This is a genomic window from Neobacillus kokaensis (assembly GCF_014656545.1).
Classification (GTDB): domain Bacteria; phylum Bacillota; class Bacilli; order Bacillales; family Cytobacillaceae; genus Neobacillus; species Neobacillus kokaensis.
In genome coordinates, this window is record NZ_BNDS01000014.1 from 102877 (window position 1) to 119084 (window position 16208).

A 16208-nucleotide genomic window follows, 5' to 3' on the forward strand; every position below is an offset into this window, starting at 1 on the left:
TTTTTCATTTCTTTAATTCTAAAGGTTACGAACAAAAAGTTGATTTTTCAGGATATAAAAAATGCTGTGGTTGCAATAACTTTACCTTTGGTAATGTCATTGCAACCACAGCATTTCTTTGAAAGTACTTTATTGATATATTTAATCAGTTTTACTAACATAGTTACCAAATTGCACCATTACTGCCTCATCACCCATATATTCCACAATCTTCTGTGTGAGCATTTTATTCTCAAACATAGCCTTTCGAATATCCGAATGAGATTTTACGTATTGAAGATTATTCGCATCATCAATTATTACCTTTACCAGTAAAACTTTTACCAAAAGAGTATCATCTGTCTTATCAATCCATTCCCACGCTTGCTCTGTTAAAATCATACTAAATTTTTCATTAACAAACGCAGCCAAAATTAGCTTTAGTTTCTCTAATGGTACAGAGAAAAATTCATTTAATGCCTCTTTACCCTCTCTATTTAAGAATGTCTTAATACTATAAGCAATGGCTTTTAAAGTTAATTCTTGTTCGTCAGTTAGTACAATCTTACTGCCGTCATAGTATAAAAAAGCATCTTCGTCAGCTAAATACATATTGTCTTCAGTAGAAGCTTCCGTAATTTCAAGCACTGGTCGGATTTGATTATGGAAGGCCAATAATTGCTCTTCAATTTTAGAAATTTCCTGTTTTAACATCGATTCAATTTCACTTGCTGGAATAGGTAGATATTCCCCTAAGATTATAGAAACATCGGTTAATGGGATATAAGTCTTCATCTCCCTACCAGCAAACATCATGTCCAACATCACCGTACCAAATTGTCGTTCGGTCAATTCGGGATGACCAGATATTTTACCGAAAGCGTCCAAAAAGGAGAACTTTTCTCTTGGCAGGCATACCCATGTTCGAGCAATAGCTCTGATAACTTCTGACTTAGGAAATTGCGGTCCGTTTTCGGAACTACAAACCATATTAAGTAATTCATTTAAATCAGCTGCTACATTCAAATAATAGATAAGCAATTTCAATGCACCTAGCTGGTTAGGGGCGGAGTATGCTTTTAATTCATTACAAAACCATTCCGCATAGGTGGTTTTAGTAAAACGTGTGTAAATCGTTTTAAATATTTCTTCCTGATCCGCAATCAACCATTCTTTTATGAACTGAATTCGGTCCACCTCATTTTTTAAATGAGTAGCTCTGGAAATGAGTTTATCAACATCGGCTCTTACCGGAATTTCTATTGGGGAAGAAAGATATTGATCAGCCCATTTTTTTGCCTTTACACATTGCTCATAATCGATATTTCCACTTACCAACGCTTGATGTGGCAGACGACTTTCAATTAACATGGCGATGGCTAAAATATACAAGTGATATTCATATCCTTGTGTTTTAGAACTAAAAATATCGATTTTCTTTTGATCTCCTTCAAATAAAATGTCGTTTTGACTGCATTCTAATCTTGCGGTCTGATAATGACTGAAATCCCTATATAATGTAAATGTCTCAGCAAATCTTTTGCTATTCAAATCACCTCCCGCAGACCAATGCTGCTCAGGAGCTATTTTTTCTTTTGCTTTCACATAGACTGGCAGCTTGTATCCAAAAAATCCCCGTTCGGCAACATCCGCAAATGGAAATGCATTTACCAGCTTTAAACTCTCATCATAAACTTGTTCCCATTCTAAATTTGATATGCTTCTTGATAATATTGATAGATTAATATACGTTCCCACTATAGAATCTCCTTAGTTTTTAGTCCATTTCCTATTCTTTATGAATTATCAGTCACAGGCGAAACCAAAATACTTAGTCCATATTCCCCGTAATCCCACATCTTTACCCAAGGGTAAGTTCCTTCTGGCAAGATAAATTCCCTTTCCTGTAAAGGCTTAATTGGTTCTTTGTTAACAACACATCCGTGATTAACAGTGGCTGGGTGAATTTTCACTAATCTCCCAGTATCATTAAAATACACTAATTTCAAAATAGAGCGCTCCTTTCAACATTCCATTGCATAATTTATATCGTGATCATTTTTCTCTATTCCCAATACATGACACCTCTTCTAACGGGTAGGGGTTCCACCCCGTTGTATAATAATTGCCTAATCGCCATTCCCTTTGATTACAATTTGTCACAAACTAATCCAATTAATACGTGGAAATATTAATATTTTTCAGATATCTGAGATAACCAGATATCTAGATATCTAAGAATAAGTATATTTATTCTTACCACTTTTCATAATAATGCTTATAAGGAATAAATCGTGAAATAAGGGATGGGCATTATTATCAAATATGTTAAATATATTTAGATCGAGATTGAAAAAGAAGTAGCGACTTTTCTTATTAAAATTTCTAACTAAAATGCTGAAATTAAGATGGTTTATATTGTGTAACAATTAAAAAATTACAAAAAAGGACCATAACATACTCCCTTTAATACGAAGTATGTTATGGCCCTTTATGTTGGAAGAGTGTAATATCTTAAATATTGTTTACTAATAGTGTGGTGATACTCAAGCACTTGCGGCTAACGACTTTAGCATTGAATAATTTCTATGTTAATGTTTTAGTGAAGTTCCGTCCTTTTAAAATTCAGGCCGGACCCTACGCATTAAACGCTTGCATCTACCGAGGATTTACTTTCTGAACCAATTATTACAGATTTTATCCTATCATAATGTATTCAGCCTTATTTCCTCGATGTATTCTCCCGTTATTAAATAAACGTATGTCTTGTCGATAATATTATTCAAGTCCTCTAAGTGGGATTCGCTAATCAAAAAGTCTGGCTTATCAGTTAAGATGATAAACCGTTCTTCACCATTGAAACGTTCGCTATAAAAATCAACTAATCCAAAGTTATCGTACATTGTTACTAGCTTACGACCATTTGCTTTCTCATGGGCTACAACTAAATTGTAATAATCAGATGCTATAACACGATAAGATGAACCATTAGGAATTAATTCAAACTGAGCTATTTTTTTAGGCGGCTGCAGAATAATTGTTCGCTGCTTATTTAAAGTATCTATCCGCTTTTTCTTCTGTTCTTCAATATCTATTAGCTGCGCGTTCATTTGATTGATAAGTGCTGAATTTTTATTGTCTAGATTATCAGATTGATATTGTAAAAGACGATCATATACCTCATTATATTGTTGCTGAAATGTCTCCACCAAGTACTCATGCATTCGATTTAACTGGCTGGTTCGCTTTTTCTCAAGCAGGTTCTTTTCTTCAATTGCTAATTGTAAAATATGTTTTTGGAAAATGTGTTGTTCTACAAATGGTAATTCCGTTACAGAATCCGAGAAATTCTCAAGTGCCAACCAATATAAGTTTAATTCAATAACAGAACCATCCTCGCGTTTTCCGATAAATAGTAATTGATTCTTCAATTCTTTTCCAGTTCCATCTTTATAGACTAAACGATATAAATCAACTTCTAAACGCTCTGGGACATTATACGTAAATAAATAACGTTTGAATGCAAATTGATCGTTTGTTTTATGAAGGATTTTTTTTGCTAAAGAATATAAAGGATAGGATTTCGTTACATATTGAACGTCTCCAGTACTTTCTTCGACAAATCCTGTATAACGATACGAATCAGTTAAACTAGTTTCTTTAGCAAATTGATCACGAAGAAGTTTTGGAAATCGGTCAATTCGTTTAACCCGATTTTCTTGACTACTGAATACTTTTACATTTGATTCTACAAATGCATAATCCATAAGCTCTACATACATTCGATTTGGCACTCGGTTAATTTTGATATCGAACTGTGAGCTTTTCATTGCATTGATATCTACAGTATCCGTATCAAATTGCATTTTGTTCATTGTTTGTAATAGCTCTTTATGTTCTTCACTTAGGCCTTTATCCATTTTTGAGATTACTTCATCTAATTTTTCACGGGTTAAAATGGCTTCTTTCATTAAATCTGCTAGATTGATATCTCCCTCAAGTAAATCTCCCATAAAGTTATAGACTAAATCATTCCCTAAGTCCTCTTTCATTGTTTCTAACTTAGCAAGTAAACGAGTCATAACGTAACCTTCACGCGTATTGGCTGCTACAAGATTAAATACGAATACTTCATTTTTTTGTCCAATACGATGAATACGCCCCATTCGCTGCTCTAAACGATTAGGGTTCCATGGAATATCATAGTTAATCATCTGATTACAGAACTGTAGGTTTATAGATTCTCCACCTGCATCTGTTGCTAGCATAATTTGAGCATTATGACGGAATAACTCGACTTGCTTTCTTCGTTCGTCCATCGAATAACTACCGATAATCTTTGCTATATGCTCAACCCTTGTCGAAAGTTTTTCCTCCAAGTATTTAAGTGTATCAACAGATTCAGTAAAAATTAAGATCTTCTCTCCTGTATAAACAAGCCCTTCTACCCCAAATAGCATTTCCTCTAGTTCCAAGTATTTCTTCTCGATTCCATACTTTTTAAGGGAAGTTGTTTTCGAAAGCAGCTTTTTCAACTCTTTAATTTCTTCTTGTAATGCATCTAAATCAATCGAATCAAAAGCAAGTTCTAACTTTCTCTCCAAAGTGTCCTGCGATTCTGTTACTTCTTCCTCAAGATTATTTTCATACAGTTTTTCGAGTTTTTGTGTAAACTTTTTTCTTTCATTTTCAGTTGTCTCTAGAATCGCTAACAATTTCTTATAACGACGAATAAGTGACTTATGAATAGCTTCGATTGAAGAACTTAATCGGCGTTGGAGTAGCATCATAGCGAAAGCAGTACTATTATTACCAGCATTAATTGCACGATTAAAATGTGTCTGAACATAAGCTGTCACAGCTTCATATAAATCTAGTTCCGGTTCTGTTAATTCATATTGAATCGATTTTGTTGTTCTTTTAGGAAAGATCGGTGTTCCATCAAAATTTACCATGGATTCTTTTAAGCGACGAATGATAAATGGATTACTTTTATCTCGTAGAGTTTCACTTGCAGAAACATGATTGAATAAATCTGGTTCAATTAGTTTCATTAGTAAACGGAAATTCTCAGCATCCCCTTTGTGTGGTGTTGCTGTTAGCAGTAAGCAGTGATTTGTTCTTGCTAATAATTTCTCCCCAAGATGATAAAGCTTTGTTTTAGATGTTTTCTTTTTGATTTTCCCATAAGAATAAGCCGCCATCTTATGAGCTTCATCAACAATGACCAAATCAAACTGTGCCTCTAGAATTAACGCCTTAATATCATCACGAGTAGACCAATGGATCGAAGCAAGACAACAATCATTTTCGATAAACGGATTTAAACTACCATATTCATTCAATACGGCACGATTAATAATTTTAAATGTTTCTTGAAATTTCTCCGACATCTCTTCCTGCCATTGGCGTAATACTAATGGCGGAACTAAAATTAATATTCGCTGGATACTTTCACGTGCTTTTAATTCTTTAATCAACATCCCCGACATAATGGTTTTACCTGCACCGGGATCGTCTGCTAATAAGTAACGGATGTTGGACGTTTGTAACATCCTGCTATATACAGCTTCGATTTGATGAGGTAGTGGTATGACTTGTTGATTTCCTAATGCACGTGTTTTTGAATACTTATCTTCTATTTCAAGAGCTAGGTGTAGAAGGCGTTGCTGAACATCTTGGCCACTGAATGTTAAGTGTGTTGCTGTAGATGTACTTAATATTGTCACTTGATTTAAATCAGTTGTAGTCAGTAACTGTTCATAATAACTATTCGATTGCCGCCCAATACCTTCAAGTAAAACATACTCTTCTTCAAATGTTTCAATTTTTTTTACTTCAATGGCTTCTGGGAAAAATGGTCCACTAATAATATCTCCAATGTTCATGTCAATTTCCTCCAAAAAAATCCCTCACTCAAAGGAGTAAGGGATTTTAGGATTTCGTTCAATAATTGTATCTCGAATATTTTTTATAATTGAATAGCGTTCTTTGTCTAAATCCCCTATACGTATATGGTAATCGAATGGATAGAAGATTGCACTATTATTTACAATATCTGTAGATACTGTATTTGCTTCATAGTGCATCATTAATACTTCAATCATTAAAGCTTTAAGTAAAGGATTCTGTATTTCAATTTCTATTTTTTTTGCTTGGTATACTCCGGGCTTTGGCATTGTTAGAAGTAGCCAATCTTTTGCAGAAGAAAAAACTGCACCAACAGCAACTTCTACACGGCGACGATCTCCATATCGATTTTTCATCTCGTTAACAATAGATCTGCTCTGTATTTCATTTGACATTTTTAGCAGTTTTCCAATGTAAAACATTTGTTCTCTGAAGAATGGATAGGCTATGCACGTTAGACAATAATTCGTTATTAGTTTTTCTGTTGGCGATAGATATGGATATTCATTAAGTAATGCATCACGGATATCCATAATAATAGGGGTTACTAGATTCCATGTTTTCATTAGCATAGTAATGGCATTCTTACGTGATTTATCACCTTTAATAGAATTCATCAGCTCAACATTTAGTAAACTGTACATCTCTTTTGAAGGATATTGCCGTAATAAATTTGCTGTTAAATCAAGATGAGCCAGCTGAATTTTTTGATCAAACCCTACTGCTTTCATACTCGCCCCTACTTTCTAGCGCTTAACTTTTACAAATGGTACAATCACTTCCTCAAAATGAATGCCACCATGAGTAACAATTTTATCACCTTTTGGTACAAAAGCATAATTGTCCTTAGCTAATAATATATTATAGTCTTTTGGCAATCCTGAATGGTACCATGAAATTGTTGAATCAGCATGCATGAGATGCGTTTGGTTTCGTATATTTTCAGATTGATAAATACGAGTACGTTCGCCTTTTGAATTCACTAGTACTCCTTCATGAATTCGGCCTATTCCGTGGCATTCCACGTTACCATGATCAGAAGTAATATATACATCATAATCTTTATCTGCTAAGTCCGCTAAAAACCGATTTAAATAGTTTGTAGATAGCCAAGTCGAAAGTTCAGAAATCATTGTTTGATTACCTTGTACAGCACCATGCATAAATTGATCAATAACATCTATAACAGCCCCATATATACGAATAGAAGGGAATTGCATATAAGAAAGTGAGAGCTGATTATACTCTTCTAATCCAAGGGAATTTTCATAAGCAACATTTTGCCTAGTAAAACCCGCTTGCTCCCAGAATTGAAGCCAGTAAGTTTTTTCTTTTCTAGTTGAATAGATGGTGTCGGCAAATTGTCTAGGCTCTAAACCAGAAAAAATAGCTTGTCTTGAAACCGATGTTACGCTAGGTATCCAAGAAAATACAGCATCTTCTTCAAATAACCATCCATCACTAGCTAAATGCTGTTTAATCATATTCCATTGAGTAAAGTTCATTCCGTCCATCACAATTAAAGCCATTTTGTTATCTATTTTCCTTGCTAAAAAATGAGGAATTTGATGGACCATCTTTGGCTTTGGAACAATAGGTAATGTTCGAAGATTTGTGTATTCTTCTAACATCCATTTTTCAAAGTGTTGATTTAATGTTTGCATTTGCATGTTCCATGTTGCTGGTAATATGCCATTGTTTAAATAGTTGTACTGAATTTCTCCAATCTGACTAGCTAAATTGCCCCATTCAAGCCGTGAAAAGTTTGTAAAGTCTTGATTGAATAAAATATTTACATCAATAGAAGGTTTACTCTCCATTACTAAACCTGCCATCATCCAATTTTCAAATTTCACCATATTAGATATTGGAATAGGCGTAATATAATTTGGGAGTGTTTGACGTACTATTGGGTCATTAAAATAAGAAAAATCATAATTGGTATTCGACTCAACAATTTGCTCATGAGAACGTTTTGAAAAGTCATGAATATATCTTTGCCACTGTTTATTTAGTAAATGGGTTAAATGATCCCTTGATTGGAAAACAGTAAGTAATTCTGTTGAAAACAATGGATGTGATTTTTTTATGTTTTGTTCTAGTCGTTGAAAAAATAGCGAAGGAAGGGCTTCGCTATTTTTTGAATAATAATGAACAGCTGCTTTTAAAAGGTCACTTTCACTACTAAAAATGCTGGTGTCTAGCTGGTATACCTTTGTCAATATAAAATCGATTGATTCATTATAGTTTAATTGTTTCAATTGATTACTTGAAGCATCAAATAATAACGAAAGTACTTTATCTGGGCAGTATTGAACAACAGTAGGATCAAGAGAAGGGAAGATTGATTCCCACGATATTACAAGTCGAATTGCGTTATACAATATATCGTAAGGCAACTGATTGAATTGGTTTTCTGCAATCGTGACAATCCAAGTTGGACGGCTCTTACGGTCTTCGTGTCGGAAAGATGTCTCGTATAAATAACGAAAAACGATTGAGTCTTGATAAGTATGGACAGTTATTCCCTTCTCAGCAAATACCTGTAGCACTGCCTCCCGCTTGAATAAGCTATACTCATCTGAAACAATATACAAGCTACCTTTACTTGGAAAAAAAGTTGCTAATTTTTCAACCCAATTCAATCAAATCACCTTCTTTTATTACATATCTAATCGTACCTGTGCATTGTCATAATACATTAACAGTTTGTCATCTTCTTGAATTACTTGCTCTGGCAATCGGTCACCTACTGTGACAATCTTCTCGTAATTTTTCTCACTCCATGCCTTTTTAAAGCCTGCCCGGATTGCCTCTGTACGGAATTGTTTTAATTTCTTCTTGCTGTTTCCAAGCTCTTCTACATAATGATCAAATTCACGTAACAATGTTTTTTCACGCAATTTCTCAAGGTCCGTCTGTTTATTTGGATCTGGTACATACCATCTATTCATTGCTTTTGCTCTTAGCTTACCATCTGTATTTTCTAAGCCACGCATATCATGGAAATTCCGGCGCAAATAACTAGCAATTTGATCTGGTACTGTTTCTTCTCCTTCATATCGCAAGAAGTTTTGGCCAAGTAAATCATCTAACTCAGGCAACTGCTCATGCTTAGCAATATGCTGAATTTCCTTCATGAATTGTGGATGTAAATCTTGACGAGTTTGTGGTTTCTTCATCAGTTGTTGACGAATCCATTCAATAGAACTATTCTCATCAGAAACGAATAAACTCATTTGAGTAAATTCTTTAACAACTGTACGTTTCTTGTCATATTCTGCTACTTGAGATTCTAAAAACGCCATCCCATCACGCATAGGGAATCTTTGAGCTACGCCAGCTTGGAACTCTGCTGAAGAGATTGGTACTGGTAAGCCATTTTGAACATGATATGCTACCATTCTGTCAAATAAAATACGTGGTGTCCGTTCAGCAATAACCGATGCTTCACCTTTTGAACCAGAGAATTTAATAAGTTGTTCCAAATACTGACTTACAAAAGTCCAAGCTGATTCAGGGGTATTGTTTTGTTCTCGAATTTTATTAATATTTTCTTCAGATGGTTTATAAGCTGATATTACTAAATCTTGCTTAACAGCAGTAGTAGAAGTGACAGCTTTGAAACTACCTTGTTTTTTATCTAGTGCAGCTACATTCGCAATAATAAATCCAGCTTTTTGAAGAGCGTTTTGGATAGAGTTCCATACACTGGCTTGTGAATTACTAAATTCAATTGTAATCCATCTCTCAGGCTTTAGTACTCTATATAATTCTTTTAAGGCACCGTTCATTAAATTTTCATAATCAAATAAACTTTTCTTTTGTGTACTATTTACAATAGCCTCAGTCTTATTGTCTGTATAAATTTTCATAAATGATTCCCAAATAAAGTTCAATTCTGAATACATTAAATTTGCACCGAATGGGGGATCTATAAAAATATAGTCAATACTTTCAGAATCAATATTTCTTAAATCTACAGCTGATTGATTAGTAATTATATTTTCATTGAATTCAGGTAGTGTCTTTATCACAGATTCCAACTTACTTTTAAATGCTGAAGTTATAGGTCGTTCGCCGTTAACACTTGGGACATATAAAGTTCCTGTTACAGCACCAAAAGAAAACAACCCACCATCTGTTAATAACCTAGAAATATTTACCTTTACCATCTTAGTAGAATACGAAAGACTACTTCTTAAAATCCCTAAAAATAGCGACTTATATTGGCTATTTTTAACCTTTTCTAAAATGAATGAAATTGTAAGTAGGTTTCTTCTAGTGAAGAAATGATGGGTATGCGTTAGTCCAATTTTATCATTCCTTCTAGATTCATCGCCTTGTATCATTCTATCGGTTCTAATTTCATAGGGCCATCCAATATTTTCAATTTCCTTTATTAATTCCAAATCACTTTCGTCTGGCTCCTTATCAAATCTTTTGCCATTATATGTGAAATTAATAAGAACCAACTTTTGTGAAACTTTTTCTACTATTGAATCAAGTATAGGGTCATACTCCTTGACTAATAGCGGCTTTATTCTTCTTTTAGTTAATGTAGCATTACAAGATGGACAATTGAATTCATCTTTTACTTTTTTCAACTCTTTATCAACAGCTATATCAAAGAAGTTAAAATCTATACCACATTCCGAGCATTCAAAATCGTCACTCCATACAGCATAATTAATTTCACCTTCAATTTCCTTGCCATTATGGAGGGCTTTTGTTATAAAAAATTTATCAAGGTTATCTGAAATTTCTTTTAAGATTTTTCTAGCTTCATCTTCGAATTTTTTCAAATTAATAGAATTGTTATAATTAGAGGATATAAGCGCTGCTGTTGGTGATAAGTCATTTAGGATAACTTTCCGCTCTCCTAGTTTATATATACCTTCTTCCGATGTAACAATATTATCTTCATTTACCTTGAAACCCAGCGATTCTATTTCCTTTTTGTTACCACACATGATCCCAGCAACACCTGTCATACCTGTACCTGAAAATACATCTAAAATAGTGTCACCCGGATTAGTATAGTGAAGTATATACTTCATTATTGCTTTATGAGGTACTTTTGTGTGATAACTATGGGCATTGTATATAGCTCCACTTTTTCCAATACTTACATCACTGGCATAGGGTCCAACCTTCTTTGTAAAATTATGCTTATTGATTAATTCATTAATCCACGGGTTCGGACAGGCTGTATAATACGGTGGATCTGATAAAGCAATAATATCCTCGTCCTCACCAATAGGGAAACCTTCAATTTGTTTTAGTTCAGGTAGTTTTTTTCGTAGCTCTTTACGAAAATATTCTCTACGTGCTTCTTCACTTTCAAATGTCATACCAAGGCAGACAACGGGTGTGTTGTCTGCCTTAGTTACCTCAAAAGAGAGCTGTTCGTTATTTGTCATGTCAATCTCTCCTTGTTATTTTTTCAACATTACTCTTACACGATTTGATGGTGCCGTACCAACCGCTCTAGCCAGCATGTCCTCAAAACGTTTTCGTAATTCTTCTACCGTTAATGGATGTCCATTGGCCATCATTTGTTCTATATCTGATAAATTTAACTCCACTTTATCGATACCTTTTAATAAATCGTTGATTGCTTGAATTAAACGAACATCAATTGGCAAATTAAATTCTTGATTATCGATAAATTCTTGAATCAATCGTTGTTGTTCTGTACTTAACAATGAAATGTTTTCTTTTACAGAAGCATCATTTAAGTTAATCATTAATGTTTCCGTCCAATTTTCATAAATAACTGGTAGTTCTTCTTCAAGTTTCTGTAAAACAACTTTTTCATTTGCGGTAATATCTGTCGGTCTGAATTTACACTCACCACAAATTTGTGTGTGTTGTAATTTGTCTTCAGAAACATGATAGCATGTCTTTAGTTCAGTCAATGTCTTTTCCCATTTAACAATTTGCTCTTTCGGTAAAATGGAAATACGGCTCGCTAGTTCTTTTAATGCTTTTAAGCGATCATCATTTAGGAGTGCCGTTTTTCGTAGGTTTTCTTTTGCATTCAAACGTGATTGATCGTGTGCCTCTATATAAAGTTGGATATACTCTTGTTTTAAGTTGTTTAATTTTACAAGTTCTTTTGAAATATCCTCTTGTTCCTTTAAACCATATTGGATTTCATCGAGTGTATCTTCTACATTTCTAGACCAATCTGAATGAGTCCCCATATTAGGTTGCGCGACACGCAAGTAGTTTACAAGTTGAGAAATATTTTTCAGTTGATTATCTAGTTTGAGCAAATTTTCTATTGTTTTAAGCGCTTCTCGTTGTACTTCAATGGTTGCTAGGTTATATTTTAAATTACGCATTTTAGCAGGTGTATTATATCGTTTTAATCCTTCACAAAACTCTTTGAAATCCTCAAGCAATCCTGTTTGCTCTTGTATTTCTGCTTTATTTAATAATTGACCATCCCATGTAGGAATTCCTTTTTTGACAAGTTGTACAAGTGATAATGTCTCTGCTATTTTTTTGTTTGCTTTTTCTGTAATACTGCCAATGGCGCGACTTAACATATCTTCTTCATAATTTGGAATTACCACATCAAATAAATCTGCCAGCGCATTAATTTCCGTTATTGGTAAACCAGTCGGCTTCTTAATATGACTAAATTGAGTTAATTCCTTTATTGGTCGTTGAACGTATTCGTGTAAATTTAATGCATTATAAGTTTTACCTCCGATAGTCACTTCTATTGCCCCAGCACTTATCATAGCACCCAATAATACAACGAATAACTCCGGCTCTAAAGAAAATTGCTTCGTAAATTGTAAATCTGGTATACCTTTAATACGTTTTGTTTCAATTAAATCGCTATGATTTATTACTTGTCCATGACCCTTTGCTTCTAATAAATGGATAATCCATTTTGCATAACCTGAATTATTTATAGTCAATCTATTTGATTTATCTAACAATACGAAACCGTCTAAAATGTCTGCACCCATTTTTGATTCCGCACCGTTGATATATTGGAGTGCTTTTTGGACATAGGTTTCCATATTATCTTTTGTTAGGATCCCTTGAATTTTTCCAAAAGAAGGATAATCCTCATATTTTAGCTCGAACCAATCCGTTAAATAAAATTCAGCAGCTGTATCAACAATTTGCTTTACCGTAGGATTATTTAAAATATACATGCGCAAATCAGCAACAGTAGATTTCTTTCCTTTGTAGGTGATTTCAAATGTACTATCAAAGTTATCGATTAACCATTTAAATAATTTCTTCTGATATTCTTCTACCTTCGCTGTGTAAAGTTTCTTCGTTGCTGGAGAAGCATCAGTTGCTAAGTCTTGAGCCGCTGCATAAAGTTTTAGATACTTATCAAAATCTTCATTGCTACGATTATATTCAAAGAATATTTCATCAGGTTTATGCTCATTTTTAAATGTTACTTTATCATAAGGTCGTAACATATAAATATAGAAATCACGTTCAGGCTGCGCAGTTCCACGTTCATTTGGTGCGCCAAAGAATAAATAACCCGGACGCATAACGTGATGTGCTTCCCAAGCTAGATCATATCTCCAGACTTTAACATAAGATACATGGGTATTATCGTCTAGTTCCATTGCCTTTTGTAATAAGCTGAAGTAGTAATGATCCAGTTTATCGTCTTCAATCGTTTCAGCCTGTGCTTGAATTAAACTATCAACATCTATATCTTTCTTTAAATCCAAATAGTATTGACCATTCGATTCGTTTGTAGAAATATATTGGTAACTTACAGTTTCTTGGATGGTTTTCATTGCTGCTTCAATATTTCCTTTTAAGAAATCTGACGGATCATCTTCTTCTAGTAAAAAATCTATACTTGTAGTCGGATGCAAAAATAAGTCATCACGTAATTCTATTGTTGTTAAACCCACCTTGTCATGAATATCTTCTGTTGAAAGGCGATACACAGCTAATGCATTAATCATTCGTAACGCCATTGGTTGGTATAATTTCTTTTTAGCCGGAAATGCATTCTCGATACGATCTTTTAATATTTTATGTTTATCAATTACTGCCCGGATATTTGCATCTGATCGGTTCGTCGCGTTTTCTTGGATGTACGTCCAATAGCTGTCGTAAGAAATTAAACCGGGTGAACCCTCTGGTAATGGCGACTGAATGATTTTTTTAATTTCGCTGCTTATAGTTTGAAGTGCTACACGTTTTTCAGCTATATTCACTCTTTCAAATGCAGTCAAATATGCTGGGTGGATAGGGAATAGATTGATATAGGTTTCTAAATCTTCGTTTAAACGTGTATATAGTCTAGTAAACCCTTTTAAATGCTCACGAATTAAAGATTTTTGTTCATCCGTCTTTTTCAATAGTCGTTGCGAAACTACATACGCAATATCATCGCGAACAATGCTTACTTGAACAAACCGCTCACTAATACGTTTTAGAGAATCTGAAACATAATTAAAACGCGCGTTACCGAAAAGCATTTCTTGAATCCCTGCAATAAAGCGAAAACGAGTTTTCCCGCAAATTTCTCCTACTTCACGTAAGAATCCTAAATCTAAAGCTAACTCCTGCTCACGGCGGCCACGTAAATAGTCTAGTAACTCATCAATAACTAGAAGTAACCCTTGGTCGGAATACTTTTCATTGAAAAGCCCCATCATTTCTTCAAGTGCTTCTTTGTTATTTGTGATTTGATCCACTGGAGGGAAACTGAAATCAACACCCCATTTGGCCAAATTATCTTCTAAAGCATGTACTAAAATATCTCTCAATGGTGTTTTAACAGCACCAAATTCAATTCGGATGACCTTAAATTTACCTTCTATCTCCTTTGCCTTTTCGGCGACAGAAGAATTAGTAATAAATCCACTCACATTTTCACGCTCAGCAATTGTTGAAATTACACTCATTAAATGAGATTTACCTGTTCCATAGTTACCTACAATAAATAACCCTTTATTCTCTATAGGATGGCTAAACTGTAACTGTTCAAAAATTAAATCATTCAATTGCTCTGCCATGCGATCAGAAATTACATAAGTCTTTAATAGATTATTTGCATATTCTTCTACATTAGCTTCCGTTAATTTAATAATGGATTCAATTGGCTCAAATTGTAGCAAATCTTGATATAACATAAACTTTTCCCCTTTACTTTATAATGATGGCATCTTGCACAATGAATTTTTTATACTCAGGATGACCCGGTTCAGCATGGATGAGTGTATCCCCGATAATTTTTCCTCGCCAAGATATAGTAAGCGTTTTATATCGGCTATTATTTTTTATTAGTATCATAGGGTCAATCTCCAACGAATTGTCGAAAAGTAATTCGTAATAATCTAAACAAATTACATCATCATGATACTTATCAATCAATTGCTGGAATACCTCAGTAATTTGAAAAGACCTGCGATTCACTGGAATATCCTGGAGTAGTTTAGATATTTCAATGTTAACATTTATATATGGTAACGAGTGAGTTTCGGCAAATTTTTTAACAGATTTACCGTCACTATAATCGTACACAAAAATTTGTTTGTAATATCGGTTGGAGACATCTGAGATAGCGTTGTTAATCTGTTCAAGAAATTGAATGCTCATAATAGCTCCTTTTATATAGAGGTATGATAGTACCCACTTTCCAACTTTCCAATTACCTTGTCCTTTATTAGTTATACCTCGCTGCTTTTTAATAAAATTCTACGTATTTAACTTAGCATCAGTAATCAACATTATCTGCTACTTTTTTACTAAACAGGAAGTAGCACATAACTATATCCCGCCATTAATTATGTTTATTTCCATGATAATTTCCATATCCATTATACTATTTTTCCGTTCTTAATACGAAAAAGCTTTTTGGTAATTCCCCGATTAATACATTAAATCTTAATATCTAAAAAAATTTATGCAAAAGGACTTAAAATGGTTCAAAACCGAAGCTAAGATGTATTTCGTAAATGGCCATTTATATTTGAAAAAAACAGAAAGGAGGCCCCCCATCGTGGAGGACAAGAAGATCGAATCAATTAGGAACTTGGTAAAACCATGTATTGAGCATTGTGAGGATCTTGGAATCTCAAAAACTATTATAAATTTGTTCATCCACATGCAGGAACAAAAGTATGAACGAAATTATAAAGAAGCTACAAATTCCCGGATATGAAACAAAATTGATTATTGTGCCTCGGAAAAACAAATCGGTAATAGCTGAAAAAGTTTTTACTGGTATTCAATTATCACTCGATATAGAGGTTGAATCAAGTAAGCAAGTTACTGAGAAGTAAGGTATAAATCATTCCCCTCGCGTC

The 16208-nt window shown here is 33.9% G+C and carries 9 protein-coding genes; 1 reads left to right on the forward strand and 8 read right to left on the reverse strand.

Going from position 1 to position 16208, the window contains the following annotated elements:
* Positions 1 to 141: 141 nt before the first annotated feature.
* The 8 genes from IE222_RS16215 to brxF all read right to left on the reverse strand — a co-directional run bounded on the left by IE222_RS16215 (position 142) and on the right by brxF (position 15498).
* Positions 142 to 1737: a hypothetical protein gene (locus IE222_RS16215; RefSeq protein WP_191274561.1), complete on the reverse strand. Its 1596-nt coding sequence runs from the start codon at positions 1735 to 1737 to the stop codon at positions 142 to 144.
* 38 nt (positions 1738 to 1775) lie between these two features.
* Entirely contained in the window at positions 1776 to 1979 is a 204-nt protein-coding gene (locus tag IE222_RS16220; protein WP_223282749.1) for a hypothetical protein, read from the reverse strand.
* A 705-nt stretch (positions 1980 to 2684) separates the two neighbouring features.
* Entirely contained in the window at positions 2685 to 5867 is a 3183-nt protein-coding gene (locus tag IE222_RS16225; protein WP_191274565.1) for a helicase-related protein, read from the reverse strand.
* A 24-nt stretch (positions 5868 to 5891) separates the two neighbouring features.
* Entirely contained in the window at positions 5892 to 6620 is a 729-nt protein-coding gene (locus IE222_RS16230) for a hypothetical protein (RefSeq protein ID WP_191274567.1), read from the reverse strand.
* 15 nt (positions 6621 to 6635) lie between these two features.
* Entirely contained in the window at positions 6636 to 8534 is a 1899-nt protein-coding gene (gene pglZ / locus IE222_RS16235; protein WP_191274569.1) for a BREX-3 system phosphatase PglZ, read from the reverse strand.
* 18 nt (positions 8535 to 8552) lie between these two features.
* Entirely contained in the window at positions 8553 to 11312 is a 2760-nt protein-coding gene (locus tag IE222_RS16240) for a DNA methyltransferase (RefSeq protein WP_191274570.1), read from the reverse strand.
* A 15-nt stretch (positions 11313 to 11327) separates the two neighbouring features.
* Entirely contained in the window at positions 11328 to 15032 is a 3705-nt protein-coding gene (locus IE222_RS16245) for a DUF6079 family protein (protein ID WP_191274572.1), read from the reverse strand.
* A gap of 13 nt (positions 15033 to 15045) precedes the next feature.
* Entirely contained in the window at positions 15046 to 15498 is a 453-nt protein-coding gene (brxF, locus tag IE222_RS16250) for a BREX-3 system P-loop-containing protein BrxF (RefSeq protein ID WP_191274574.1), read from the reverse strand.
* 524 nt (positions 15499 to 16022) lie between these two features.
* Between brxF and IE222_RS16255 the strand changes: the two genes are divergently transcribed.
* Positions 16023 to 16184, forward strand: a complete 162-nt coding sequence (locus IE222_RS16255) for a hypothetical protein (protein WP_191274576.1) — start codon at positions 16023 to 16025, stop codon at positions 16182 to 16184.
* Positions 16185 to 16208 lie beyond the last annotated feature (24 nt).

Bases quoted from the DNA above. Each gene is read 5' to 3' on its own strand.
- IE222_RS16245 (WP_191274572.1), bottom strand. From the start codon at position 15,032: ATGTTATATCAAGATTTGCTACAATTTGAGCCAATTGAATCCATTATT.
- IE222_RS16240 (WP_191274570.1), bottom strand. From the start codon at position 11,312: ATGACAAATAACGAACAGCTCTCTTTTGAGGTAACTAAGGCAGACAAC.
- IE222_RS16225 (WP_191274565.1), bottom strand. From the start codon at position 5,867: ATGAACATTGGAGATATTATTAGTGGACCATTTTTCCCAGAAGCCATT.
- IE222_RS16255 (WP_191274576.1), top strand. From the start codon at position 16,023: ATGAACGAAATTATAAAGAAGCTACAAATTCCCGGATATGAAACAAAA.
- brxF (WP_191274574.1), bottom strand. From the start codon at position 15,498: ATGAGCATTCAATTTCTTGAACAGATTAACAACGCTATCTCAGATGTC.
- IE222_RS16230 (WP_191274567.1), bottom strand. From the start codon at position 6,620: ATGAAAGCAGTAGGGTTTGATCAAAAAATTCAGCTGGCTCATCTTGAT.